The 23,446-nt window shown below is 74.9% G+C and carries 20 protein-coding genes; 8 read left to right on the top strand and 12 right to left on the bottom strand.

Going from position 1 to position 23,446, the window contains the following annotated elements; genetic code table 11:
• The first annotated feature begins 30 nt into the window (after nt 1–30).
• The 5 genes from ACI8AA_RS08600 (at nt 31) to ACI8AA_RS08580 (ending at nt 5,890) form a co-directional block, all read left to right on the top strand.
• A complete protein-coding gene (locus ACI8AA_RS08600; protein WP_457044063.1) occupies nt 31–258 on the top strand; it encodes a toxin-antitoxin system YwqK family antitoxin in 228 nt (75 codons plus the stop codon).
• A gap of 250 nt (nt 259–508) precedes the next feature.
• Nucleotides 509–760, top strand: coding sequence for a hypothetical protein (locus ACI8AA_RS08595; protein WP_457044062.1), 252 nt, complete (start codon nt 509–511; stop codon nt 758–760).
• Nucleotides 760–1,689: a hypothetical protein gene (locus tag ACI8AA_RS08590; protein WP_457044061.1), complete on the top strand. Its 930-nt coding sequence runs from the start codon at nt 760–762 to the stop codon at nt 1,687–1,689. Before ACI8AA_RS08595 ends, ACI8AA_RS08590 begins: the two co-directional genes overlap by 1 nt.
• A gap of 50 nt (nt 1,690–1,739) precedes the next feature.
• Nucleotides 1,740–4,442, top strand: a complete 2,703-nt coding sequence (locus tag ACI8AA_RS08585) for a putative bifunctional diguanylate cyclase/phosphodiesterase (RefSeq protein ID WP_457044060.1) — start codon at nt 1,740–1,742, stop codon at nt 4,440–4,442.
• A 56-nt stretch (nt 4,443–4,498) separates the two neighbouring features.
• Entirely contained in the window at nt 4,499–5,890 is a 1,392-nt protein-coding gene (locus ACI8AA_RS08580) for a neutral zinc metallopeptidase (RefSeq protein WP_457044059.1), read from the top strand.
• Here ACI8AA_RS08580 and phaZ read toward each other — a convergent pair.
• From phaZ to ACI8AA_RS08550, 6 genes are all read right to left on the bottom strand, one after another.
• Entirely contained in the window at nt 5,887–6,720 is an 834-nt protein-coding gene (gene phaZ / locus ACI8AA_RS08575) for a poly(3-hydroxyalkanoate) depolymerase (RefSeq protein WP_457044058.1), read from the bottom strand. The genes ACI8AA_RS08580 and phaZ overlap by 4 nt on opposite strands.
• Nucleotides 6,704–8,461 carry a PHA/PHB synthase family protein gene (locus ACI8AA_RS08570; RefSeq protein ID WP_457044057.1) on the bottom strand — a complete coding sequence of 586 codons (1,758 nt, stop codon included), beginning with the start codon at nt 8,459–8,461 and terminating at the stop codon, nt 6,704–6,706. The genes phaZ and ACI8AA_RS08570 overlap by 17 nt, the downstream gene beginning before the upstream one ends.
• Before the next feature lie 73 nt (nt 8,462–8,534).
• Nucleotides 8,535–9,161 (bottom strand): phosphatase PAP2 family protein, encoded by a 627-nt coding sequence (locus ACI8AA_RS08565; protein WP_457044056.1) that lies wholly within the window; start codon nt 9,159–9,161, stop codon nt 8,535–8,537.
• Entirely contained in the window at nt 9,158–10,264 is a 1,107-nt protein-coding gene (locus tag ACI8AA_RS08560) for a lysylphosphatidylglycerol synthase transmembrane domain-containing protein (protein ID WP_457044055.1), read from the bottom strand. Before ACI8AA_RS08560 ends, ACI8AA_RS08565 begins: the two co-directional genes overlap by 4 nt.
• A complete protein-coding gene (locus tag ACI8AA_RS08555; RefSeq protein WP_457044054.1) occupies nt 10,261–10,884 on the bottom strand; it encodes a hypothetical protein in 624 nt (207 codons plus the stop codon). The genes ACI8AA_RS08560 and ACI8AA_RS08555 overlap by 4 nt, the downstream gene beginning before the upstream one ends.
• The gene (locus ACI8AA_RS08550) at nt 10,881–12,659 is read right to left on the bottom strand and encodes a phosphatase PAP2 family protein (RefSeq protein WP_457044053.1); all 1,779 of its coding nucleotides are present in this window, start codon (nt 12,657–12,659) and stop codon (nt 10,881–10,883) included. Before ACI8AA_RS08550 ends, ACI8AA_RS08555 begins: the two co-directional genes overlap by 4 nt.
• 124 nt (nt 12,660–12,783) lie before the next feature.
• Here ACI8AA_RS08550 and ACI8AA_RS08545 point away from each other — a divergent pair, with 124 nt between their 5' ends.
• Nucleotides 12,784–13,683 (top strand): ABC transporter substrate-binding protein, encoded by a 900-nt coding sequence (locus tag ACI8AA_RS08545; protein ID WP_457044052.1) that lies wholly within the window; start codon nt 12,784–12,786, stop codon nt 13,681–13,683.
• Nucleotides 13,684–13,699: 16 nt separating this feature from the next.
• Here the strand turns inward: ACI8AA_RS08545 and ACI8AA_RS08540 are convergent, their stop codons facing one another.
• Entirely contained in the window at nt 13,700–14,881 is a 1,182-nt protein-coding gene (locus tag ACI8AA_RS08540; RefSeq protein ID WP_457044051.1) for an acyl-CoA dehydrogenase family protein, read from the bottom strand.
• 151 nt (nt 14,882–15,032) lie between these two features.
• On the opposite strand from ACI8AA_RS08540, the gene ACI8AA_RS08535 reads away from it, so the two are divergent.
• Nucleotides 15,033–15,740, top strand: a complete 708-nt coding sequence (locus ACI8AA_RS08535) for a hemerythrin domain-containing protein (RefSeq protein WP_457044050.1) — start codon at nt 15,033–15,035, stop codon at nt 15,738–15,740.
• Nucleotides 15,741–15,849: 109 nt separating this feature from the next.
• On the opposite strand, the gene ACI8AA_RS08530 is transcribed toward ACI8AA_RS08535, so the two are convergent.
• Both ACI8AA_RS08530 and ACI8AA_RS08525 read right to left on the bottom strand, forming a co-directional pair.
• Nucleotides 15,850–16,896 carry a YihY/virulence factor BrkB family protein gene (locus ACI8AA_RS08530; protein ID WP_457044049.1) on the bottom strand — a complete coding sequence of 349 codons (1,047 nt, stop codon included), beginning with the start codon at nt 16,894–16,896 and terminating at the stop codon, nt 15,850–15,852.
• A gap of 99 nt (nt 16,897–16,995) precedes the next feature.
• Nucleotides 16,996–18,513 (bottom strand): MFS transporter, encoded by a 1,518-nt coding sequence (locus ACI8AA_RS08525; RefSeq protein ID WP_457044048.1) that lies wholly within the window; start codon nt 18,511–18,513, stop codon nt 16,996–16,998.
• Between the two features lie 200 nt (nt 18,514–18,713).
• Between ACI8AA_RS08525 and ACI8AA_RS08520 the strand changes: the two genes are divergently transcribed.
• Nucleotides 18,714–18,890 (top strand): hypothetical protein, encoded by a 177-nt coding sequence (locus tag ACI8AA_RS08520; protein ID WP_456927548.1) that lies wholly within the window; start codon nt 18,714–18,716, stop codon nt 18,888–18,890.
• 118 nt (nt 18,891–19,008) lie between these two features.
• On the opposite strand, the gene ACI8AA_RS08515 is transcribed toward ACI8AA_RS08520, so the two are convergent.
• The 3 genes from ACI8AA_RS08515 to ACI8AA_RS08505 form a co-directional block, all read right to left on the bottom strand.
• A complete protein-coding gene (locus ACI8AA_RS08515; RefSeq protein WP_457044047.1) occupies nt 19,009–20,802 on the bottom strand; it encodes an acyl-CoA dehydrogenase in 1,794 nt (597 codons plus the stop codon).
• A 282-nt stretch (nt 20,803–21,084) separates the two neighbouring features.
• Nucleotides 21,085–22,860, bottom strand: coding sequence for an MDR family MFS transporter (locus tag ACI8AA_RS08510; protein ID WP_457044046.1), 1,776 nt, complete (start codon nt 22,858–22,860; stop codon nt 21,085–21,087).
• Nucleotides 22,857–23,393 (bottom strand): MarR family winged helix-turn-helix transcriptional regulator, encoded by a 537-nt coding sequence (locus tag ACI8AA_RS08505; protein WP_457044045.1) that lies wholly within the window; start codon nt 23,391–23,393, stop codon nt 22,857–22,859. The genes ACI8AA_RS08510 and ACI8AA_RS08505 overlap by 4 nt, the downstream gene beginning before the upstream one ends.
• Nucleotides 23,394–23,446 lie beyond the last annotated feature (53 nt).

Raw genomic sequence — 23,446 nt, 5'->3', positions numbered from 1 at the left:
CGACCCGGGACCCCGAGGACGGAGGCGGACGTGCCCCAGGCCGAGTCCACCGACGGGCCGCACGAGGAGCGGCACCGCGACGGGTCCCTGCGCGCCCGCGGGAACGTCGCCGGCGGGCAGCCCGACGGCTACTGGGAGTGGTTCCGCCTCGACGGGACGATGCTGCGCTCCGGGTGGTTCGACCGCGGCCGCCCGACCGGCGAGTGGACCACCTACGACGGCAGCGGCGCGCCGTACAGGGCGACCAGCCGGGGCTGACCGCGCCGACACGCCGCCGTCCGGGATGACCGACCGGCCGTGGGCGCCGTCCACGCGGAGGGACGCACCGCGAGTCGACAAGACGTCGTCGGTTGCACACGGTCACCACCCCTGCGGGCGGGCGCAGACAACGATCACGTGACGCCGCCGCGGGAGCCGTGTCCAGCGGGGGCCCCGCGGGGCGCGCGGGCCCGATGCTCTCGGTGTCCCCGGCACTTCCCCGGCCGGGACGACGTCCTGGAGGAACACCGTGAGCGCGCCCACCCTGCCGGCCCCCCGCCGGACCTCCTCGTCCCCGGTCCCACCCGGGGACGGGCTCGGCATCGCCGACCTGCTCGACCTGCTCGGCCTCGAGTCCGACACCCTGACCCCCCTCGACCCGCCCCTCCCCGGCGACCCCGCCGACCGCGCGCCGGTGGACCCGGTGGCGGTCGTGCGCGGCTGGGTGCGACGGGCGGCCGACTGGGGCGCCGGCCCGCAGCGGTCCTGGTGCGCCTGGTGATGACCGCCGTCCTGGTCTGGCCGGCGGTCGCCGTCCTCGGGTTCCTCGCGACGGCCGGGCTGGTCGTCGCGCTCGGCCGCAGCTCGACTGCCCGCTACGAGTTCGAGCGCAACGCCGCGAGCCGGCGGCAGCCGCCCGCCGCTCCGCCCGCGGCGGCCGCGGCGGGTGCCGACGACACCGTCCCCGTCCTGCTGAAGACCCCGGTGCCTGCCCTCCCGACCGGCGGCGGCGAGGGGGCTGCGGCCGGCGCCGTCGCGACGGTCACCCCGGCCCGCACCGCCGTGGGGCTGGCGACCCACCCCGCCGGGCGGCGCGGCGGCTCGGCCGGCGCGCCGACGGCGTGGTGGCTGGCCGACGGGACCGGGGACCGGCCCGTCGTGCTCGCGGGGCCGTTCGAGGACCGGGTGGAGGCCGACTGGGCGGCCGTGGCCTGCGACCTCGACGGCGCGGTGCGCACCGTGCACGGCGTGCTCCGCGAGGACGGCACCGTCGCCCGGCGGCCCTCGCCGCAGGACCGGGCGTGGCTCACCGAGCTCGGCACCCAGCTCGACCGGCTGCCCGAGGACTGGGACGAGCTGCTCACCGACGAGGACGCGCTGACCACGCTGGTCGTGGAGGTCGCCGCCGCGCTGGTCGAGGCCGGCCTGTCGCTGCACGACTGCTCGGCCACCGACCCGGGGACCGCCGCGGCCGGCGGGGTGTGCCTGACGCCGGAGACCACCCACGGCGGGGTCCTGGTGAGCTGGCGCCAGCACGACCGGATGAGCCTGCAGCAGGTCCGCGGCGCCGCGCTGGACACGTCCGTGCAGCGGACCATGAACGCGCTGCTCGCCGACGTCCTCGTGCAGTTCGGGTTCGTCGTCGACCCGTTCGGGCCCGACGGCTGCTCCCTGGTCACCGCGATCCGCACCCACCCCCTCGGGGGGTGACCGGCGGGTAGCGGGTCCAGTCCGTCCGGAACCGTGCCGACCTCCGGGGCATGGCCGAGTCGACGACGACCCGCTCCCGCCGCCGCGGGGTCCCGCTGTGGTGCCACCTCACGGCGCTGGTGACCGTCCCGCTCGTCGGGGTCGGCGTGCTCACCGCGCTCATCGCGGGCGCGCGCTCGGCCGAGGTGGCCAGCGCGACCCGCGCCGAGGACGGGATCCGGGCGTTCGCCCAGCTCGACGCGCTGCGGACGGCCGCCGAGCAGGAGGTCCTGCCCGCGCTGGCCCTGACGGTGATCGACGACCCGGCGGCGGCCGCGCAGCTCGGCGTGCAGCCGTGGCTGCTGACCGGGATGCGCGGCACCGCCGAGCAGGCCCTCACCGAGCGCCGGGCGGTCACCGACCGGGCGCTGGCCGCGGTGCCCGCGGGCTCGCTGGGGTCGGAGGTCGCCGGCCGGGCGGCCGAGGCCCTGGCCTGGTGGCGGGCCCGCACCGACAGCGGCGGCGTGCGCCTCGAGCAGGTCTACCTGGGCTACCTCGACCTCTCCAACGAGATCATGACCGCCGAGCGCGCCGCCGCCTCGGCGGCCGTCTCCGAGGGGGTGCCGGCGGCCACCGTGCGGGCGGTCCAGGACGTCCAGACCGTCGCCCGGCTCGCGCAGGACGCCAGCCGGCAGATGCCGCTGTACCTCGGCTCGCTGTTCGCGGCCGACACCGCGCTCATCGGCTCCCGCCTGGCGTGGGAGACCGGCTGGCTGTCCTACACCGACGCCAAGCGGCAGATGGACGAGCTGTCCCAGGAGTCGCTGCGGCGGGCGTGGGAGGAGGTCCGCGACTCCGACCTCGTTACCGGCCTCGACCGGTTGCTCACCCCGTCCGACACCCCGGACGCCGGGTACGCGGCCGACGTCACCGGCATGGCCGAGCTGCTGTTCAGCAGCGGGGACCGCGACGCCCGGCTCGCCGGGCTGGTCGGGACCGCGGTCGGCACGGTGCTGGAGCTGGCCGCGGCCGACCGCGAGGAGGCCGCCGCCGACCTGCGCACCACGCTGCAGGTCGGGGTGGGGCTGCTGCTGCTGTCCCTGGTGGGCGCGGTGTGGACCGGCCGCACCGTCTCCCGCGAGCTCGGCGTGCTGGCCGGCCAGGCCACCCGGATCAGCGAGGGCGAGCTCGTGGAGGTCGAGGTCGCGGGCCCGCGCGAGGTGCGCACCGTGTCCGCCGCCCTCGGGGACGCCGTCGCCGGGCTGCGCCGCATCCAGGACCAGGCCCAGGCGGTGGCCCGCGGCGACCTCGACGACGCGCTGCTCGACCGGCCGCTGCCCGGCCCGCTCGGCGAGGTCGTGCACGCCTCGGTCCGGCAGATCGTGTCGTCGGTGCGCCAGCGGGAGGAGCTGCAGTTCGCCCTCGCCCACCGCGCTACCCACGACCCCCTCACCGAGCTGCCCAACCGGGCGCAGGCGCTGACCCTGGTCACCTCGGCGCTGCACCGCGCCCGCCGCTCCGGCGAGATGACCGGCCTGCTGTTCGTCGACCTCGACGGGTTCAAGGCGGTCAACGACGGCCACGGCCATGCCGCCGGCGACACGGTGCTGCGCGAGGTCGCCGCCCGGATGCGCGCCCTGGTCCGCGCCGGCGACGTCGTCTGCCGCCTCGGCGGGGACGAGTTCGTCGTCCTGGTCGAGCCGGTCGAGGCCGAGCGCGACCTGCAGGAGCTCGCCGAGCGGCTGATCGCGGGGGTGAGCGAGCCGATCGTGGTCGGCGGCGTCCCGGTGCGGGTCGGCGCCAGCGTGGGCGTCGCGGTCAGCCGGGACGGCGGCGCCGACGCCGACGTCCTGTTCGCCGAGGCCGACACCGCCGCCTACCGCGCCAAGCAGCGCGGCCGCGGCCGGGCGGAGGTCTTCGACGAGGCGCTGCGGCGGCAGCTCGCCGCCCGCGCGGAGACCGAGGCGGCGATCACCGCCGCGCTGGCGAACGGCGAGATGCGGCTGCACTACCAGCCGGTCGTCGACGTCGACGGGCAGCGACTGCACGGCTTCGAGGCGCTGGTGCGCTGGCAGCGCGACGGCGCGTTCGTCCCGCCGGACGAGTTCGTGCCGGTCGCGGAGACCTCCGGCCTGGTCTGCGAGCTGGACCGGTGGGTGCTGCACGAGGCCACCCGGCAGCTGGCCGCCTGGCGCACCGAGGTGCCGCCGGTGCCGGGCGAGCCGGAGCCGACGGTCGCGGTCAACGTCTCGGGGCGGCACCTCACCGACCCGCGCGTGGTCACCGACGTCGCCGACGCCCTGGCCGCCTCGGGGCTGCCGGCGCGCCTGCTGGTCCTCGAGGTCACCGAGACCGTCCTGGTCGACGACCCGGTCGCCATGACCCACCTCGCGCAGCTGCGGGACATGGGCGTGGCCATCGCCATCGACGACTTCGGCACCGGCTACACCTCGATCGGGCAGCTCCGGCACATGCCGGTCGACACGCTCAAGATCGACCGCAGTTTCGTCACCTCGCCCGACCCGGGGCAGCGGGAGCTCGTGGCGCTGGTCATCCGGGCCGCGCACACCTTCGGCCTCGACGTCGTCGCCGAGGGCGTGGAGGAGCCCGGGCAGCTCGAGCGGCTGCGCGAGCAGGACTGCGACCACGCGCAGGGCTACCTCATCCACCGCCCGCTGCCGCCGGAGGCCGCCGGCGCGCTGCTCCGGTCGGCGCCGGTCCCCTTGCCCGCCCCGCGCGGCGACGGCGCGCCGTGGGCGGTGCCGGCCTCCTGACCGGGCGCGCGGCCCCGTTGACCGCGGGGTCGCCGCCGGGGAGCCTCGCTGTCACCATGCCTGCCGCCGCCCGCCCGCGACACCCGGCCGCCGGCGTGCTGCTGGCGGCAGGGGTGCTGGCGGGCGGCTGCACCGCCGTCGTCCCCGGCACGGCGTCCCCGACGGGGACGGCGACCACCGACGCCACCGACGTCGAGGTGCGCGTGCACCTGGCCGAGGACGGCGACCCGGCCGACCGGGTGGCGCGCAACGCGGTGGCCGACGTCCTCGCCTTCTGGGAGCGGACCTACCCGGAGGTGTTCGGCGGGCCGTTCGGGGCGATCGAGGGCGGCTTCTGGTCGGTCGACCCGGCCGAGACCGACCCCGCCGCCCTGCCCGACGGCGTCTGCTTCCCCGACGACGTCGACGACCTCGCCGACAACGCGTTCTACTGCGGCGACGACGACGTCGTCGTGTACGACCGGGCCTGGCTGGCCGACCTGGTCGGGGACTACGGCCCTTTCATCGTCGCCGAGATCATGGCGCACGAGATCAGCCACGCCGTCCAGGCGCAGGCGGGGCTGGACGACCCCTCGATCGTCGCCGAGACCCAGGCCGAGTGCTTCGCCGGCGCGTGGACGAAGTGGGTGGTCACCGGCCGGGCCGAGCACTTCGCCGTGCGGCCCAAGGAGCTCGACCCCTACCTGCTCGGCTACCTGTACTTCGGCGACGCCGTCGGCACCTCACCCGACGCCGCGGACGCGCACGGGTCGCTGTTCGACCAGCTGTCGGCCTTCCAGGAGGGCTACGCCGACGGCCCGGAGGCCTGCGCCGCCTTCGACGGGTCCCGGCTCTACACCCAGCAGGAGGTCCACCCCCGCCCGGGCGGGCGTGACCGGTCGTACCACGCGGTGGTCGACGCCGCCGACGACGTGCTCGCCGGCTTCTGGCAGCAGGCCCTGGCCCGCGGCTTCCCGGGCACCGGCCCGCTGGGCGGCCCGTTCGCCGCGCCCGAGGTCCGGGCCGCCGACGGCGCGGGCGCGGTGTGCACCGGCGAGGGCCACGAGCTGGACCTGCAGTTCTGCCCCGAGGACGGCTCGGTCCGCTACGACGCGGCCGACCTGCTGGAGCCGGCCTTCGACGACGTCGGCGACTTCGCCGTGACGACGCTGCTCGGCCTGCCCTACGCGCTGGCGGTCCGCGAGCAGCGCGGGCTGTCGGTGGACGACGCCGAGGCGGTGACCAGCGCGGTGTGCGCCACCGGCTGGCTGGCCCGCGAGGCGCACCTCGGCGCGCTCGACGGCGCGCCGCTGGACCTCTCGCCCGGCGACGTCGACGAGGCCGCGGTGGTGCTGCTGCGGTACGCCACCGAGCCGACCGTCGTCCCGGAGCCGGAGCTGTCCGGCTTCGAGCTGGTCGACGCCTTCCGGCAGGGCTTCGTCGACGGCGGCGACGCCTGCGGGCTCTAGCGCGCGTCCCCCTGGTCGGCGTCGAGGAAGTCCTCGACCACCGGCGCCAGCTCGTCGGCCTCGGTGACCAGTGCCAGGTGGCCGCCGCGGTACACGTGCAGCCGGGCGTCGGGGATCAGCCGGGTCATGATCCGGGCGTTGACCAGCGGGACGATCGGGTCGTCGTCACCGGCCACCACCAGCGTCGGCTGCCGGACCAGGGAGAGGAACGGCAGGCTGCTCCAGCCCGAGCTCGCGGCCAGCTGGTAGTAGTAGCCGCGCCGCGGGCCCGTGCGCTCGTGCGCGTGCAGCGCCCGCGCGGCCCGCTCGGGGTCGGTGCGCACCGAGCCGCCGTAGATGACCGGCGCGATCCGCCGGGCGTACTCGGCGTCGCGGTGCCGCCGCGGCGTGAGCATCCGCGAGAGCACCCGCGGCGAGCCGGGCACCATCAGCGCGCCGGTGCCGGTGGCCGCGAGCACCAGCCGGCGGCAGCGGCGGCGGTGCTGGACGGCGAAGTGCTGCGCCAGGCCGCCGCCCCAGGACAGCCCCAGGACGTCGACCGGCCCGTCGTGGCCCAGCCGGCGCAGCACCCCGGCCACCACCGGCGTCAGCGTGCCGAGCACGTAGGGGACGACCGGCCGCGGGGACCCGCCGACACCCGGGACGTCGAACCGGACCACGGTGCGCCGCGGGTCGAGCGCGTCGACGAAGGGCTGCAGCACCTCGAGGCTCGCGCCGATGCCGTTCATGAGCAGCAGCGGCGGCGTCGTGCCGTCGCCGCGCCGCTCGGCCACCCGCAGGGTGCGGCCGAGCACGGTCAGCGTGCCGACGGACTCACTTCTCGAGGACATAGGTCCCAGGAGCGTCCCCCAGGACCGGCAGTTCCGCACTCCCGAGCGACTGCGGCGCGGGCACCTCGTCCCCCGACCGCTCGCCGAGCCAGGCCGTGAAGTCCGGCCACCAGGAGCCCTTCTCCTTCGTCGCCCGGGACAGCCACTCCTCGGGGTCGGCCGGGGTGTCCGGCGCCACCTGGAACGTCGACTTCGGGTTGCCCGGCGGGTTGACCAGCGAGGCGATGTGGCCGTTGGTGGAGAGCACGAACCGGCTCTCCCCGCCGAGCAGCTGGGTGGTGCGGTAGCAGGCCTGCCACGGGCAGAGGTGGTCGGCGATCCCGGCGGTGACGTAGGCGTCGACGTCGACGGCGGACAGGTCCACCGGCGTGCCGAGCATCGTCGCCCGCCCCGGCTCGGCGAGGGCGTTGCCGACCGCGACCTCGATGAAGTCCCGGTGCAGCGCCGCGCTCATCCGGGTGGTGTCGGCGTTCCAGAAGAGGATGTCGAAGGCAGCCGGCGGCTTGCCCTGCAGGTAGTTGTTGACCCAGTAGTTCCACACCAGGTCGTTGGGGCGCAGCCAGGCGAACACCTCGGCGAGCATCGCGCCGTCGAGGTAGCCCTTCCTCCGGGACTTCTCGGTCGCCTCCCGCACCGCCTCGGGGTCCATCAGCGCCGACACGGTGCCGGCCCGCGCCCAGTCGAGGACGGTGACGGCGAAGCTGGCGGCGGCCACCCGGTCGAGCCGGCCGGTGGCGGCCAGGTGGGCGAGCACCATCGCGGTGATGATCCCGCCGGAGCAGAACGCCTGGAGCGCCACCCGCTCGCTGCCGGTGATGCGCTGCGCGGCGTCCATCGCGTCCACGACGGCCTGGCCGTAGGCGTCCAGCCCCCGGTCGGCGTGCCGCTCGTCGGGGTTGCGCCAGCTGATCATGAAGACCTGCTGGCCGGCGGCCACGTAGTGCTCCACGATGCTGCGGCCGGGCGCGAGGTCGGTGATGTAGTACTTGTTGATCGTCGGCGGCACCATCAGCAGCGGGACGGCGCGGACGGTCTCCGTCGTCGGCCGGTACTGGATCAGCTCGAACACGTCGGTCCGCAGGACGACGGCGCCCGGGGTGACCGCGAGGTCCTCGCCCACGGTGAAGGCGTCGGGCTCGACCATCGAGGGCACCCGCGGCGGGGACACCAGGTCCGAGACCATCCGGCGCAGCCCGCTCACCGCGTTGCGGCCGCCGGTGTCGATGACCGCCTTGAGCGCCAGCGGGTTGAGGAACGGGACGTTGGACGGCGCCAGCGCGTCGACGACGTTGGTCATCGTGAACCGGATCCGCTCGTCGTCCTGCCAGTCGAGGTCGGCGTCCTCGACCAGGCGCGCGGCGGCCTGCGCGGCGGCGATGTGCGCCTGCATGGTCCGCCGGAGGAACGGGTTGCCGGTCCAGGCGGGGTCGGCGAAGCGGCGGTCCTTCGGCGAGGGGGCGACCTCCGAGCGGCCCACCGCGATCCGCCCCAGCTCGCGCACCAGGTCCCCGCCGGTCCGGACGACGGTCCCGGGCCGGCGCGCCAGCGACGCGCCGAACCGGGCGACCGTGCGGGCCGGCGGGACCATCCGCCGCAGCGGCCCGCGGGCGCCGTCGACCAGCACCATGTCCAGGCCGGTGACCGCCTCGGACGCCTCCGGGGAGGAGGGCTGGCCCCCGTCGGGGGCCGCGGCGGGACGCGGACGGGGCGGGGCGGACGGGCGCGGGGCGGTGGTGGTCATCCCGGGCTCCTCGGGTCTTGAGGCCTCCTGTGACCTCAGTCACTCAACCACAGGCGGCGTCGCGCGGCAGACCTCACCCCGGCCGGCCGACCACCAGCAGCGCCACCGCCCCGACGAGCAGGCCCAGCCCGACGCCGCCGACGACGTCCAGCGGCAGGTGCGCCGCGGTCCACACCCGCGCCAGGCAGACCAGCACCACGAGCACCACCCCGGCGATCCGCCCGCGGCGGCCCAGCCACGGCCAGGCCACGGTGAGCACGGCGGTCACGACGGCGGCGTGCCCGGAGAGGAACCCGCGGCCCTGCGCGGCCGCCCCCCGGACGACGACGTCCTCGAGCAGCCCGCCGGGCCGGCCGCGCACGACGACGTCCTTGATCCCCTTCGCGGCCAGGTAGGTGCTGACGCCGGCGAGCAGCAGCCCGAGCGCGAGCCGCCACTTCCGCAGCGCGGCGGCGACCACGGCAGCCGCCGGCACGACGAGGAAGTTGCCCAGCTGCATGACCGGCCAGACCAGCACGAACGGCACGACGTCGACCCCGTTGACCGCCCGGAACACCGCCGCCTCGGCCGGGGGCACCGACGTCCGCTCGACCGGCAGCGCGGCCAGCACGAGCAGCAGCGCGCCGACGGCGGCGAGGACCACCTCGCGACCGCCCCGGGCGACCGGCGGGCGCGGGCGGGTGGCCGCCCGGCCGGTCACGCCGTCTCCGGCACCAGGTCCGTGCGCGGCGCGGAGTTGGGCTCCCGCCGCCACGAGCGGTTGTGCCGCCAGAACAGGTAGGTGCCGATGCCGAGGGGGATGGGCAGCAGGTAGGTGAGGCCCCGGAAGACGAGCACCGCCGCGGCCACCAGCGACCGGTCCCCGCCGTACGCCGACATGCCGGTGATGAGCGCCAGTTCGATGACCCCCAGCCCGCCGGGGGTGAACGGGATCGCGGTGAGCAGCCGGGCGAAGGCGAAGACCGTGAGGGCCTCCACCACGCTGACCTGCCCGGCGGACACGCCCACCGCGCGCAGCGCGATGAGCAGCACGAGGAACAGGGACAGGTGGCTGACCAGCGTGGCGAGGGTGAGCCAGTGCCAGCGGGCGCGCAGCAGCAGCGCGGTCCGGTCGCGGAACTTCGTCGTCGCCTTGTCCCAGCCCTGCACGGGCGGGCGGCCGAACGGCCGGATCAGCGCGGAGGCGACCCGCCCGCTGCCCCGGCCGATCCGGGCGGCGCCCTCCCGGCTGTGCAGCAGCAGGCCGAGCACGACCACGGCCGCGACCAGCCCGGCCACCCCGGCGATCCCCGCGGCCACCCGGCCGGGACCGGGCGTGGAGGAGGTGAAGGCCATCAGCACGAGGGCGACCACCGGCAGGGCGAGCTTGGCGAAGTTGTTCCACAGCCCCGACAGCAGCAACGACACCGACGTCCGGGACCGCGAGAACCCCCACGACGAGTTCATCGCGTAGGTCAGCCCGAGCGAGATCGCCGCCCCGCCGATGACGGTGTTCGACACCGCCGTGGTGGTGAGGGTGGAGACCGTCGCCTCCCGCAGCCGGAGGCCGGGCATGGTCACGACCATCACGAACTGGTAGGTGGCCAGGTTCCAGGCGGCCGCGGCCACGAGAAGCAGCAGCGACGCCCACGACAGGTCGACCACCGCGTCCCAGACCTGCGTCATGTCGGCGAAGCGCGGCAGGAACCACAGGAAGACGGCGGCGACCAGCGCGAGCGAGAACAGCGGGGCGAGCACCCGGCGCCACAGGGGCTTGCGCCGGGACGGCCGTTCGGGGGGCGCCTGCGGGGTCACGGCGGTCATGGCGGGTCCCCCTCGTCCTCGGGGCGGGCGGCGTCGGCGGGCGGCGGGTCGAGCTGCAGCCGGCCGCCGCTCTCCTCGTGCACCTCGGTGGCGAGCACCTCGCGGCTCACCACGCCCAGGCTCTGCGTGGCGAGCGCCAGGGGCTCCCCGCGGTTGTCGCCGGAGAGCGTGAACACCACGGTCAGGCAGCCGCCGGGGAACACGTAGTAGCGGCGGCCCAGGTACTCCGGGGTCACCCGGACGACCCGCTCGAAGCGCGTAAGCCCGTCCCGCTCGCTGGGGATCTCGGTGGCCCCCGAGGTGTCGCAGCCGGCGGTCAGCCGCACCTCGATGGCGTGGTAGCCGTCGCGGTCGGAGTTCAACCAGAACCGCGCCGAGCCCGAGTGGGCGTCCAGGCCGGCGAAGGTCCAGCCCACCGGGACGCTCTCCACGCACGGCACCCAGGACGCCGTCGGCACCGCCTGGGCCATGAGCACGACGCCGTGGGCGGCCCGGTCGTCGTCGCCGGTGCGGCAGGCGGGCAGCTCGCCGCTGACGGTCGGGGTGCCCGGCGCGCACCCCGCGGTCAGCAGGGCGGCCGCCAGCACCGCTGCCGCGGCCGGGCGCCGGGCGCCGCTCACAGCGGGGACCCGAGCAGGTCGACGGCGACGGCGGCGGTGAGGACGAGGACCAGCGCGGTGACCACGCACAGCCCCGCCCTGCGCCAGGTCCACCGCTGGATGCGCACCGGCGGGAGCCGGTAGGGCAGCAGCTCGAGGAAGTCCCGGTGCAGGTCGCGGCCCTGCGCGCGCAGCATCCGGCGCAGCTGCGAGGGCATGGTGAGCCCGCGGGTGGCGGCGAAGGCCTCGGCCAGCTCCTCGTCGGAGAACTGCAGGCGCGCCCGCTCGTAGACGGTCCGGGCGTCGGTGCGCAGCGCGAGGACCAGCAGCATGTTGGCCAGGTCCACGGCCTGCCGCCACGGGCTGGGGCGCACCTCGGCGAACGCCGAGTCGATGAGGAACAGCGTGCCGTCGCGCACCATCACGTTGGCCGGCTTGATGTCGCGGTGGGCCATGCCGATCTCCCACATCCGCCGCACCACGGCCAGCCCCTGGTCGATCACCGCGTCGTCCACGACGACCTGGGGGTCGCCGATCTCCCGCGCGCCCTGGAGGAACTCGGCGACCAGCAGGTACTCCCGCTCCGGGGTGATCTCCACGATCCCCAGCGGGTGCGGCACGGGCAGGCCGGCGTCGGAGAGCAGCCGCAGGACGTAGTCCTCGTACTGCACCAGCCGCCGCACGCTGTGGTACGGCTTCTCGTCCTCGAGCCGCCCGTAGAGCAGCGTGCGCCCCAGCTTGAACCAGCGGTCGGACCGCACGTGCGTGGCGGCGTAGAGCTTGCCGAAGACGCAGCTCTCCTCCTGGTCGGCGGCGTCGGTGGCCTTGACGGTGATCTTCAGCGGCGTGGACCCGCCCGAACCCGCCAGGCCGAACGGCTTCACCGAGGTGGCGACCAGCCCGAGCTGGTCCTGCAGCGCCCGGACGATGGCCTCCCCGCGGGCGCCGGTGACGTCGAGGTGCGCCGGGCTGCCGCGCCGGTAGCGGACCGGGTACACCTCGTTGGGCGTCAGCAGCCGGAAGGCGGCCAGCGGAGCGGCGACGCCGAGGACGACCCCGGCGAGGACGTCGGTGGGGTGGTCCTGGGCCAGGTACAGCCGGGAGGCCGCGGTGACCAGCAGCAGGCCCCACACCACCCACTTGCCGACGTCCCGGAGGTGGCCCGCGGGCACCAGCGAGTAGAGGGTGCTGACGAGGAAGGTGGCCAGCACGGTCATCGGCACCGACGGCATCGAGAAGCCCGACCAGCTGCCGAGGATCTCCACCTCGTAGGGCCGCGGGCGCTGCAGCGTGGCGGCCAGGGTCGCGGCGGTGTTCACCACCAGCAGGCCGACCCCGATCCACACGAACAGGTGCCGCCAGCGGCGGAAGACCGCCAGCACCACGAGGTTGGCCAGCCACAGCAGGTGGATCGCCCGGCTGGTGCCGAGGACGCCGGCCACCTCGGCGACGTCGGTGAGGCCGGGGGAGCGGAGGGCGGCGATCGCCTGCAGCACCCGGGTGTCGACCAGGTCGAAGAACGCCGCGCTGCCGGTGAGGAGCACGACGCCCCAGGTGACGACGACGCCGCCGCTGAGCGCCAGCCACCACTTGCCCGAGGCGTTGAGGTGCCGCGGCAGCGGCGGCGGCTCGCCGGAGGGGCGGCGCCGGCGGTGGACGTGCTGGATGGGCGGGAGGTCCGGCCGCCGGACCTGTCCTCCCGCGGGTTGCTGCGCCGCAGGCCCCGTCGCCGGTGCCTGGGGCGCCGGAGCGCGGCCTGGCGCCTGGGGCGCCGGGGTCCGCGCCGTGGCCGCCATGCCGCCCGATGCTGCACCGGTTGCGCTCGCGGGACCATCGACCTTGGTCCCGAGCAGGGCTAGCGTGGCGTCCCTGCGCCAGTCCGCCCGCGGGGCGTCGCCTCCTGTCCCGGGAGGGTCCGTGATGCGTCGTCGACCGCTCGTCGCGCTGCTCCTCGCCGTCGCCGTCCTGGGCGCCTGCGGCTCCCCGGCCGCGGACGCCGGCCCGCCCGCCGAGGGCGTCGTGCGGGTGGCGTCCTACGACTTCCCGGAGAACCAGACACTGGCCGAGGTGTACGCCGAGGCGGTCCGGCGGGCCGGGTTCGAGGTGGCGGTGCAGCACGGCATCGGCACCCGCGAGGTGGTCTTCCCGGCGCTCGAGCAGGGCGTCGTCGACCTCGTCGTCGACTACCTGGGCACCGCGTCGGAGTTCCTGGAGGCCGGTGCGGGGACGGCGTCCCACGACCCCGCCGTCCTCCGGGAGTGGCTGGCCGCCGCCCTCGCGCCGCGCGGGCTGACCGTCCTGGCGCCGGCCGAGGCCGAGGACCAGAACGGGTTCGTCGTGCTCACCGACCTCGCCGCCCGGCGGGGCGTGACGACGCTCAGCGAGCTCGCCGCGATCGCCCCGGAGCTGGTGTTCGGCGGCCCGCCCGAGTGCAGCGAACGGCGGTTCTGCCTGCCCGGGCTGCGCGAGGTGTACGGCATCGAGTTCGCCGAGGTGCGCAGCATGCCGTCGCGGGCGGCCACGGTGGAGGCGCTGCTCACCGGGCAGGTCGACGTCGGGATGCTGGAGACGACCGACGCCCGGCTCACCGACGCCTCGCTGAACCTGCTGCGCGACGACCGGGCGCTGCAGCCGCGGGAGAACGTGGTGCCGCTCCTGCGGACCGAGGTGGCCGCCGAGGGCGGCGAGCGGCTGCGCGCCGCGCTCGACGCGGTCAGCGCCCAGCTGACGACGATCGACCTGATCCGGCTCAACCGCTCCGTCGCCGTCGACGGGCTCACCCCCGCCGAGGCCGCGGCCCGGTGGTGGGACGGCCGGTGACGAGGGGTCCTGCCGCTCAGGTGATGGCGCTCGTGCCGGTGATCGCGCGGCCGACGATGAGGCTGTTGACCTCGCGGGTGCCCTCGTAGGAGTAGATCGCCTCGGCGTCCGCCACGAACCGGCCGACGTGGTTCTCCAGCAGGATCCCGTTGCCGCCCATGAGCTCCCGCGCCCAGCCGACGGTCTCCCGCATGCGCATGGTGCTCCAGCCCTTGGCCATCGAGGCGTGCTCGTCGCGCAGCATCCCGCAGTCCTGCAGCTGGGACGCCCGCGCGCACAGCGCCGCCGAGGCGGTGATGTTGCCGAGCATCCGGAACAGCAGGTCCTGCACCAGCTGGAACGAGGTGATCGGCCGGCCGAACTGCTCGCGCTCCATCGCGTAGCGCAGCGCGTGCTCGTAGGCGCCGCGCGAGCACCCGACCGCCGACCACGCCACGCTGACCCGGGTGGCCCGCAGGACGTTCGCGGTGTCGCGGAAGGAGTTCGCGTTCTGCAGCCGGTTCTCCTCCGGCACGCGGACGCCGTCGAGGGTGATGTGCGCGTTCTGCACCGCCCGCAGCGCGATCTTGTCCTCGAGGTCGACGGCGCTGAAGCCCGGCGTCGGCGCCTCGACGACGAAGCCGAGCACCCGGTCGGTGTCGACGTCGCGCGCCCAGATGACCACCAGGTCGGCGAAGCTGCCGTTGCCGATCCACTTCTTCTGCCCGTCGAGGACCCACTCGTCGCCGTCGCGGCGGGCGGTGGTCTGGATGCCGCGGGCGACGTCGGAGCCGTGCTCGGGCTCGGTCAGCCCGAAGGCGCCGATGGTCTCCATCCGCGCCATCGCGGGCAGCCAGCGCTCCTTCTGCTCCTCGGAGGCGCACAGGTGCAGGGTGCCCATGGCCAGCCCGCCGTGGACGCCCATGAAGGTGGCCACCGAGGGGTCCCCGCGGCCGAGCTCCATCGAGACCATGCCGTCGAACAGCGAGGAGCGGCCGGGGGAGCCGTACCCGGAGTACTGCGCCCCCGCGATGCCCAGCTCGGCCAGGCCCGGGATGAGCTCGCGGGGGAACTGCGCCCGGGTCCAGTACTGGTTGATCACCGGCTCGACCTGCTCGTCCATGAACGCCCGGACGCGCATCAGCGTCGCCCGGTCCTCCTCGTCGAGGAGGGCCTCGAGCTCGTAGAAGTCCGACGTGACGGTGGGCCGGTCGGCCATGACGCTGCCTCCTCCGGGTGCCGGGACCCCGCTGTCCCGTGGGTCCGGGCTACCCCCGCCCCCGGGCGGCAACCCGTGCCGGCGGCATGACGGCGCGCCGATCGGGGCACGGACCGGCGGATCCGACCGCACCCGTTCCGAGGAGGGCCCCGTGCCCCGTTCCATCGCCGACCAGACCGACGACGAGCTGGGAGGTCCCGGCAGCGTCCTGGTGCGTCAGCGGGCGGACCACGTCGAGCTCGACCGGCTGCTGCACGAGCTCGACGGCACCACCGGCCGCGCGCAGGAGGCGGTGCTCACGCGCATCGACCGGCTGGTGTTCAGCCACGCGTTCGCCGAGGAGACCGTGCTCTGGCCGGTCATCCGCCGGGTGCTGCCCGACGGCGACGCGCTGACCCGGCGGATCGAGACCGAGCACCAGGAGGTCAACGAGCTGGTCGCGGCGCTGGAGGAGGGCGGCCCCGACCACCCCGAGCGGCCCGCCCGGCTCGCCCGGCTGGTCGAGGTGCTGCGCGAGGACGTCCGCGACGAGGAGGACGTGCTGTTCCCCCGGCTGCAGGAGCGGCTCGACCCCGCCGAGCTGCGCCGGCTGGGCCGCCGGTGGGAGCTGGTGCGGCGGATCTCGCCCACCCGCGCGCACCCCACGGTGTCCCGCCGCCCGCCGGGCAACGCGCTGTCGGGCCTGCCGCTGTCGCTGCTGGACCGCAGCCGTGACGTCGTCGACACCCTCGTCCGGCGGGCGCCCGCCCCGCTGGCCCCGGCCGGTCAGGCGGTCAGCCGGGGGCTGGCCGCGGTGGCCGCCGTCATCGAGCGCACCCCGCCGGCCCGCCGCGGCGACGGCCCGCCCACCGCCCGCTGAGCACACGACGAGGGCCCCTCCCGATCCCGGGAGGGGCCCTCGTGCTCGGCCTCCCCTGCGGGGGCCCGCCGCGAGCGGAGCGAGTGGTGGGGGGCAGGCAGGCCCTTCCTCAGTGGGTGTTGCGGGGCTTGGGCTCGGCGCGGGCGTCGAGCTGGATCTCCTTCTCCGCCCCGGGGACGCCCTCCTTGAGCTCGGTCGTCCGCTCCTTCTCGGCGTCGAACTCGATGCCGAACAGCAGGGCCAGGTTGATCAGCCAGAACCAGATGAGGAACACGATGACGCCGGCCAGCGCGCCGTAGGTCTTGTTGTAGCTGCCGAAGTTCGCCACGTAGAAGGCGAAGGCGGCCGAGGCCAGGACCGCGACGAGGATCGCCACGCCGGCGCCGGGGCTGATGAACCGGAAGCCGCGCAGCTTGACGTTCGGCGTCGAGTAGTAGAGGACGGCGATCATCAGGGCCAGGACCACCAGGATCACCGGCCACTTGACGACGTTCCACACCGTGAGCGCGGTGTCGCCCAGGCCGATGGCCGAGCCGACGGCCTCGACCACCGGGCCGCTGAGGACCAGCATCGCCACGATGACGGCGGCGAACAGGATGCCGATCAGGGTGATCAGCAGCTGCAGCGGCTTGAGCTTCCAGATCTTGCGGCCCTCGGGCGTCTCGTAGACGACGTTGGACGCGCGGGTGAAGGCGCCGACGTAGCCCGACGCCGACCAGATCGCGAGGGCGAGACCGACGACGAGCCCGAAGCCGGCGGTGCTCTGGTTGCCGGCGACCTGCTCGATGACCGGGCCCATCGTGTCCGCGGCACTGGCGGGGACGACGGTGGTCAGCGCGTCGGTGAGCTGCTGGGGGGTGGTCAGCAGGCCGACGATCGACGTCAGCGCGATCAGCGCCGGGAAGAGCGCGAGGACGCCGTAGTAGGTCAGCGAGGCTGCCCAGTCGGTGAGGTTGTCCTCCTGGAACTCCTTGACGGTCCGCTTGACCGTCCCGAAGAAGGTCGGCGTGGTGTCCGTCCCGCGCGGCGCGTTGTCGAAGCGGGTGGAATTGACCTTGTCGTCGTGCGGCGCGGGGTCCCCGGCGGTGTTGCCGGAGAAGCGTGCCGGCTTCGCCGTGTCGGTGCTCGCGGCGCGGGAGCCGTGCGGGCGGGCCATGGTCGTCCTCCGGGTCTGGGGGCGGGTCGATCGGACCCTGGGTTCCCCGGACGGGCCGCTTCCATGCGCCCCGGTGATCATCCCGGCGCGTCGCGGGCGTCAGCGGATGCCGGACACCGGGGACCACTCGCCGGCGCCGGCGGTCGCCCGCTCGACGTCGTGGAGGTCGTCGGGACCGCCCGGCCCGCTGCGCCGGGCCTGCACCATCCCGGCCAGGCTGACCAGCGCCACCGCGGCCGCCGCACCCGCGCCGAGCAGGGCCACCGCGGTGAACCCCGAGGCCCGCGGCAGGCCGGTGGCCGGGTCGGTGGTCGCGCCGAGCAGCGCCACGGTGAGCGTGCTGCCCACCGCCTGGCCGAGCGAGCGGGCGATCGAGTTGACCGCGTTCGCGACGCCGGTCTCGCTGCGCCGTACCGCGTGGACCACGAGGGTCGGCAGCGCCGCGTAGGCGACGGTCACCCAGGCCTGCGACAGCAGCCCCGCGACGACCACCACCGCCGGCTCGGACCGGCCCAGGGCGAACACCACGAACCCGGCGACGCCGGCGACCGCGCCGGTGAGCAGGGTGGGCAGCGCGCCGATCCGGTCGACGACCTTGCCGGCCAGCGGCGCCAGCAGGATGCCGACCACACCGCCGGGCAGCAGGTAGACGACGGCCGCCTCGAGCACCGGCGCGCCGAACCCGTAGCCGGCCGCGCCGGGCGGCGTCTGCACGTACTGCATGACGGCGAGGAAGGAGACGAACAGCCCGATGCCGGTCGTGAAGCCGGCGATGTTCGGCACCAGCATCCGCGGGTCGGTGAGCAGCGCCGGGCGCACCAGCGGCTGGGCGCGGCGGCGCTGCAGCAGCACCCAGCCGGTGAGGACGGCCAGCGCCCCGGCCGCGCAGCCGAGCGTCTGCGGGGAGGTCCAGCCCCAGGTGTTGCCCTGCGACACCGGCAGGAGCAGCAGCACGAGCCCGATCCCCAGGACGACGGCGCCGAGCCAGTCGACCCGCCCGCGGGCCGTCGCCGGGCGGCGGGGCAGCAGGACGGCGCCGAGTGCCAGGGACAGCAGGGTCACGCCGAGCCCGATCCAGAACGGCCGGTGGTAGTCGCCGCCGTCGCCGGTGAGCAGGCCCGCGGCGACCAGACCGACGACGCCGCCGACGCCGAGGGTGCTGCTGACGACCGACATCGCCACGCTCAGCCGCTCGGGCGGGAGCTCGCGGCGCAGCACGCTGATCGACAGCGGGAACAGCCCGTAGGAGGAGCCCTGCAGGACCCGCGCGACGATCAGCAGCGGCAGCGAGCGGGTGACGATCGCCAGCAGCGTGCCGATCGCGACCGCGACCAGGATGCCGAGGATCACCGGTCGCTCGCCCCGGGTGTCGCCGAGCCTGCCGAGCACCGGGGTGAGGACCGCGGCGGCCAGCAGGTTGGCGGTGAGCACCCAGCCGGCCGCGGCCGGCGAGACACCGAGCTGCTCGCCGATCGGCCCGAGCACCGGGACCACGAGGCTCTGCAGCAGGGACAGCGTCGTGACGCCGAGTGAGAGGGTCAGGACCAGCAGCGCGGGCCGCGTGCGGGCGGGCGGGGTGTCGGGGCCGGCGGTGGAGACCTCGGCACCTGCGGACACGCCTCGATGACACCACGCGCCGGATCCGGCGGCGCACCGGGCTCCGACGGCCCCGACGGGTGAAGTCGGTCACAGCCTGTCAGGTGAACACTGCGTAGCGACGATTGAGAGGGCGGTTCGCTGGGGACACAGTCCCCAGAGACGAGCCGCCGGGCCCGCCGCCCGGCCGGCGTCACGAGACGAGCAAGGGGACGTTCGAGATGCTTCTGTGGCCTGCAGTCACCCTGGTCGGGTTCCTGGTCCTGACCGCCCTGGTGATCGCGATGGGCACGTCGACCACGGCGCGGTACGAGCGCGAGCAGCGGGCGGCCGCCCGCCGCGAGACCGCCCCGGCCGGTGCCGCCGTCGAGGCGGTGGGGATGGCCCGGGCGGCGTAGTCGAAGGACCCCCTCGACCACCGCCGCTCGCGAGCTCGCGGCGGGACCCCACGAGGGGGCCGGCCCCGGACGACCCGCGCCCCGCCGCTCCTCCCGGAGCCGCGGGGCGCGAGTGCGTTCAGAGGTGGGCGTCGGGGGTGTCGAGCACCGTCCGGTCCAGGGACTCCAGCAGGTCCAGCCAGGTGTGCACCCTGGGCAGCTCCCAGTGCTGGAAGTACCGCGCCGCGGCGCGCTTGCCCTCGTGGAAGTCGCTGGTCTCGTCGCGCGTGGCCAGGGCCTGCTCCAGCCACAGCCAGCCGACGACGGTGTGCCCGGCCGCGTCGAGGTAGGCGCTGGCGTTGGCCAGGGCCAGCGCCGGGTCGCCGGTGCCCCAGAGCGTGCCGGTCACCGCGACCAGCCGGGCGACGGCGGCGTCGACGTCCGCGGCCAGGTCGGCGAACGGCGTCCCGGCCGCCCGCGCCGTCGTCGCCGCGATCGTCTCGGCCAGCAGCCGCAGCCCGGCGCCGCCCTGCATGGTCACCTTGCGGCCGAGCAGGTCCAGGGCCTGGATGCCGTTGGTGCCCTCGTGGATGGGGTTGAGCCGGTTGTCCCGGTAGAACTGCTCGACCGGGTAGTCGCGGGTGTAGCCGTAGCCGCCGTGCACCTGGATGGCCAGGTCGTCGGCGACCGGGCCCCACTGCGAGGGCCACGCCTTGGCGATCGGCGTCAGGGTGTCGAGCAGCAGGTGGGCGCGGCTGCGGTCGTCCTCGGTCTCCCCGGTCCGCTCCTCGTCGACCAGGCGGGCGCAGTACAGGCCCAGCGCCAGGCCGCCCTGCGCGTAGCTCTTGGCGGCCAGCAGCATCCGGCGGACGTCGGGGTGGTCGACGAGCCGGACCATCGGCGACGACGGGTCCTTGCTGCTCGCCGAGCGGCCCTGGGTGCGGGTGCGGGCGTACTCGAGCGCGTGCAGGTAGCCGGTGTAGCCGAGGACGGTCGCGCCCATCCCGACGCCGATCCGCGCCTCGTTCATCATGTGGAACATGTAGGAGAGCCCCTTGTGCGGCTCGCCCACGAGGTACCCGACCGCGCCGGCCCGGCCGCCGGGGGTGTGCACGCCCTCGCCGAAGTTGAGCAGCGTGTTCGTCGTGCCGCGGTAGCCCATCTTGTGGTTGAGGCCGGCCAGGACGACGTCGTTGCGCTCGCCCAGCGACCCGTCCTCCCCGACGAGCACCTTCGGCACGATGAACAGCGAGATGCCCTTCACGCCCGCCGGGCCGCCGGGGATCTTGGCCAGCACCAGGTGGACGATGTTCTCGGTCAGCTCGTGGTCGCCGGCCGAGATCCACATCTTGTTGCCGGTGAGCCGGTAGGTGCCGTCGTCCTGGGGCTCGGCGCGGGTGGTGATGTCGGCCAGCGAGGACCCGGCCTGCGGCTCGGACAGCGCCATCGTGCCGAACCAGCGGCCCTCGAGCATCGGCCGGACGAAGCGGTCCTTCTGCTCCTGCGAGCCGTGCGCGAGCAGCAGCCGGGCGTTGCCCATGGTCAGGAACGGGTAGCTCGAGGTCCCGACGTTGGCCGCCTTGAACCAGGCGAACGCCGCCTGCCCGACGGTCTGCGGCAGCTGCATGCCGCCGTACTCCTCGTCGAAGGTCCCGGCCATGATCCCGGACTCGCGGAACACCGCGAGCGCCTTGGCGACCTCGGGGATCATCTCCACCTTGCCGTCGACGAACCGCGGCTCGTTCTCGTCGGCCTTCCGGTTGTGCGGCGCGAAGTGCTCCGTGGCGATCTGCTGCGCCAGCTCCATGACCGCGTCGAACGTCTCGCGCGAGTGCTCGGCGAAACGGGGCCGCTTGGTGAGGGTCTCGACCTCGAGCCACTCGTGGAGCAGGAAGTCCAGGTCGCGCGGCGACAGGATGAGGTTGGGGGACACGGGGCCTCCACGGACGACGGCGGCGGGAGAGCCGGGCGCGCGGCCCGACCGGCCCACGATAGGCCGGGGGCGGGAGGGGTCAGCGGGCGCCGCGGCCCGCCGGGGCCCGGCCCGCTCGTGTCGATCATCGGCTGCGTGCACGCGACACGGCACGACGCGCCGCCGCACCGTGCACGCGTCCGATGCTCATCCCCTGAGCGACAGGAATGGCCATTTCTGCCGCACCACGAGGAGAGGCCCCTCCCCGGTGCGGGGAGGGGCCTCTGACGTGCTGGAACGGCCTCAGGCGCGGTGCCGGCCCGCGGGCTCGGCGTCGCCGGGGCGCCCGGCGGGGGGAGCCGTCGACGTCGGCACCGCGGCACCGGCGGCCTGGGCCACCTGCGCGCCGGCGTCGTCCCCGGTCGGCTCGCCGGCGGTCTGGCGGGCGGCCTGCTGGGCCTGGATGCCGGACTGGTTGCTCAGCGCCAGCTGCGGCAGGAACAGGAACACGAAGAACCCGATCGCCACGACGCAGGCGGCGATGAGGAACACCAGGTCGATCGAGTTCGAGAACCCGGTCTTGAACGGCGCCGCGAGGAACGACGGCAGCGTCTGGATGAACGAGGTGTCCGACAGGTCGCCGCCGCCCTGCAGCTGACCGCTCTGCAGCGCCTGCTGCACCCGCGGGTCGGTCGACGACGTCAGCGCCGACTCGATGTCCACCGGCAGCCGGCTGAACAGCACCGACAGGAAGACCGCGGTGCCGATCGTGCCGCCCATCTGCCGGAAGAACGTGACCGACGAGGTGGCCACGCCCATCTCCCGCGGGGAGACGGCGTTCTGCACGGCGAGGATCGTCGGCTGGAAGTTGAAGCCCAGCCCCAGGCCCAGCAGGACCATGAACGGCACCAGCGTCCACACCGAGGTGTCGGCGTCGACGACGAACGACATCGACAGCAGCGCGACGGTCATGAACACGATGCCGACCAGCGGGAAGACCTTGTACCTGCCGGTCTTGGAGATCGCGATGCCCGAGCTCATCGCGCCGGTCATGATGCCGGCGACCAGCGGGATCATCTGCAGGCCGGCGACCGTGGCGCTCGAGCCGTGGACGATCTGCAGGTACTGCGGCAGCAGGAGCAGGCCGCCGAACATGCCCGCGCCCATCACCACGCTGCCGACGCCGACGACGCTGAAGCTGCGGTTGCGGAACAGCCGCAGGGGCAGCAGCGCCTCGTCGCGGTAGGCGCGCTCGGCGAGGATGAACAGCACGAAGCCGACGGCGCCGACGGCGTAGCAGACCAGCGAGCGGGTCGAGCCCCAGCCCCAGATGCGGCCCTGCTCGGCGACGATCAGCAGCGGCACCAGGAAGGTGACCAGTGCCAGCGCGCCGGGCCAGTCGATGCGGTGCTCGCGCCGCTCGTGCGGCAGGTGCAGCACCCGGAAGACGGCGGCGAAGGCGAGCAGGCCCAGCGGGACGTTGACGTAGAAGATCCAGCGCCAGCCGTCGATGCCGAGCAGCGAGTCCTGGCCGGCGAAGAAGCCGCCGATGACCGGGCCCAGGACGCTCGAGGTGCCGAAGACGGCCATGAAGTAGCCCTGGTACCGGGAGCGCTCCCGCGGCGGCACGATGTCGCCGATGATCGCCAGCGCCAGCGACATCAGGCCACCGGCGCCGATGCCCTGGACCGCGCGGAACGCGGCGAGCTCGTACATCGAGTCCGCCAGGCCGCAGAGCATCGAGCCGACGACGAACACGGCGATGGCGAACAGGTAGAACGGCCGCCGGCCGTAGATGTCGGAGAGCTTGCCGTACAGCGGCGTGGCGATCGTCGAGGTGATGAGGAACGCCGTCGTCGCCCAGGCCTGCAGGTCGTAGCCCTGCAGGTCGTCGGCGATGGTGCGGATGGCGGTCGCGACGACGGTCTGGTCGAGGGCCGCGAGGAACATCGCGACCATCAGGCCGACGATGATCGTGACGATCTGGCGGTGCGTGAAGGCGCCGGAGGAGTCCGGTGCGGCCGCCGCGGCGCGGGCGCCGCTGCGCCCACCCGTGGGGTGGGCGGTGGTCTGGCTCATGGTCTCTCTCTCGGGACGGGGAGTGCAGAGGGGGAGCGGGGGTCGGACGGCAGCGCTGCCGTCAGGTCGTCGAGCAGGCGCCCGAAGAGCTCGGTGAGCGTGGCGAGGTCGGCGTCGGACCAGCCGGGGAGCATCGCGGCGAGCTGGGTGGTGCGCTCCTCGGCCAGCCGCTCGACGGCGGCCCGGCCGGCGTCGGTGACGACGAGGCGCGTGGCGCGGCCGTCGGTCTCGTCGGCCACGCGCTGCACCAGGTCGTGCTCGACCAGCCAGGCCACGTGCCGGCTGACCGTCGACGGGTCGGCGTGCACCAGCTCGGCCAGCGCGCTCTGCCGCAGCGGCCCCAGGCGGGTCAGCGGGAAGAGCAGCACCAGCGCCGCCCGCTCCCGCCCGTCGGCGGCGGCGGACGGGAGGCTCTTGAACGCGTGCACCAGCCGCATGAAGCGCGGCATCTGCTCGGAGAGCCGGCGGACCTCCGCTGCGCGCTGTGGCGACGGCGCGGCGGGGCCGGCGTCACGGGGCGCGGACGGGGACATGGGGGACTCCGGGGAACGGGATGAGCGGATGCATGCACGGTACAAGTCCGTGT

The sequence above is a fragment of the Geodermatophilus sp. SYSU D01180 genome (assembly GCF_054050415.1).
The sequence above is the reverse complement of the archived record's forward strand: the minus strand, read 5'-3'. Positions and strand labels throughout refer to the sequence as shown.

Coding starts and splice junctions, on each gene's coding strand:
- ACI8AA_RS08590 (WP_457044061.1), top strand. CDS start 760: ATGACCGCCGTCCTGGTCTGGCCGGCGGTCGCCGTCCTCGGGTTCCTC.
- ACI8AA_RS08585 (WP_457044060.1), top strand. CDS start 1,740: ATGGCCGAGTCGACGACGACCCGCTCCCGCCGCCGCGGGGTCCCGCTG.
- ACI8AA_RS08580 (WP_457044059.1), top strand. CDS start 4,499: ATGCCTGCCGCCGCCCGCCCGCGACACCCGGCCGCCGGCGTGCTGCTG.
- phaZ (WP_457044058.1), bottom strand. CDS start 6,720: ATGTCCTCGAGAAGTGAGTCCGTCGGCACGCTGACCGTGCTCGGCCGC.
- ACI8AA_RS08570 (WP_457044057.1), bottom strand. CDS start 8,461: ATGACCACCACCGCCCCGCGCCCGTCCGCCCCGCCCCGTCCGCGTCCC.
- ACI8AA_RS08560 (WP_457044055.1), bottom strand. CDS start 10,264: ATGACCGCCGTGACCCCGCAGGCGCCCCCCGAACGGCCGTCCCGGCGC.
- ACI8AA_RS08550 (WP_457044053.1), bottom strand. CDS start 12,659: ATGGCGGCCACGGCGCGGACCCCGGCGCCCCAGGCGCCAGGCCGCGCT.
- ACI8AA_RS08545 (WP_457044052.1), top strand. CDS start 12,784: ATGCGTCGTCGACCGCTCGTCGCGCTGCTCCTCGCCGTCGCCGTCCTG.
- ACI8AA_RS08540 (WP_457044051.1), bottom strand. CDS start 14,881: ATGGCCGACCGGCCCACCGTCACGTCGGACTTCTACGAGCTCGAGGCC.
- ACI8AA_RS08530 (WP_457044049.1), bottom strand. CDS start 16,896: ATGGCCCGCCCGCACGGCTCCCGCGCCGCGAGCACCGACACGGCGAAG.
- ACI8AA_RS08520 (WP_456927548.1), top strand. CDS start 18,714: ATGCTTCTGTGGCCTGCAGTCACCCTGGTCGGGTTCCTGGTCCTGACC.
- ACI8AA_RS08510 (WP_457044046.1), bottom strand. CDS start 22,860: ATGAGCCAGACCACCGCCCACCCCACGGGTGGGCGCAGCGGCGCCCGC.
- ACI8AA_RS08505 (WP_457044045.1), bottom strand. CDS start 23,393: ATGTCCCCGTCCGCGCCCCGTGACGCCGGCCCCGCCGCGCCGTCGCCA.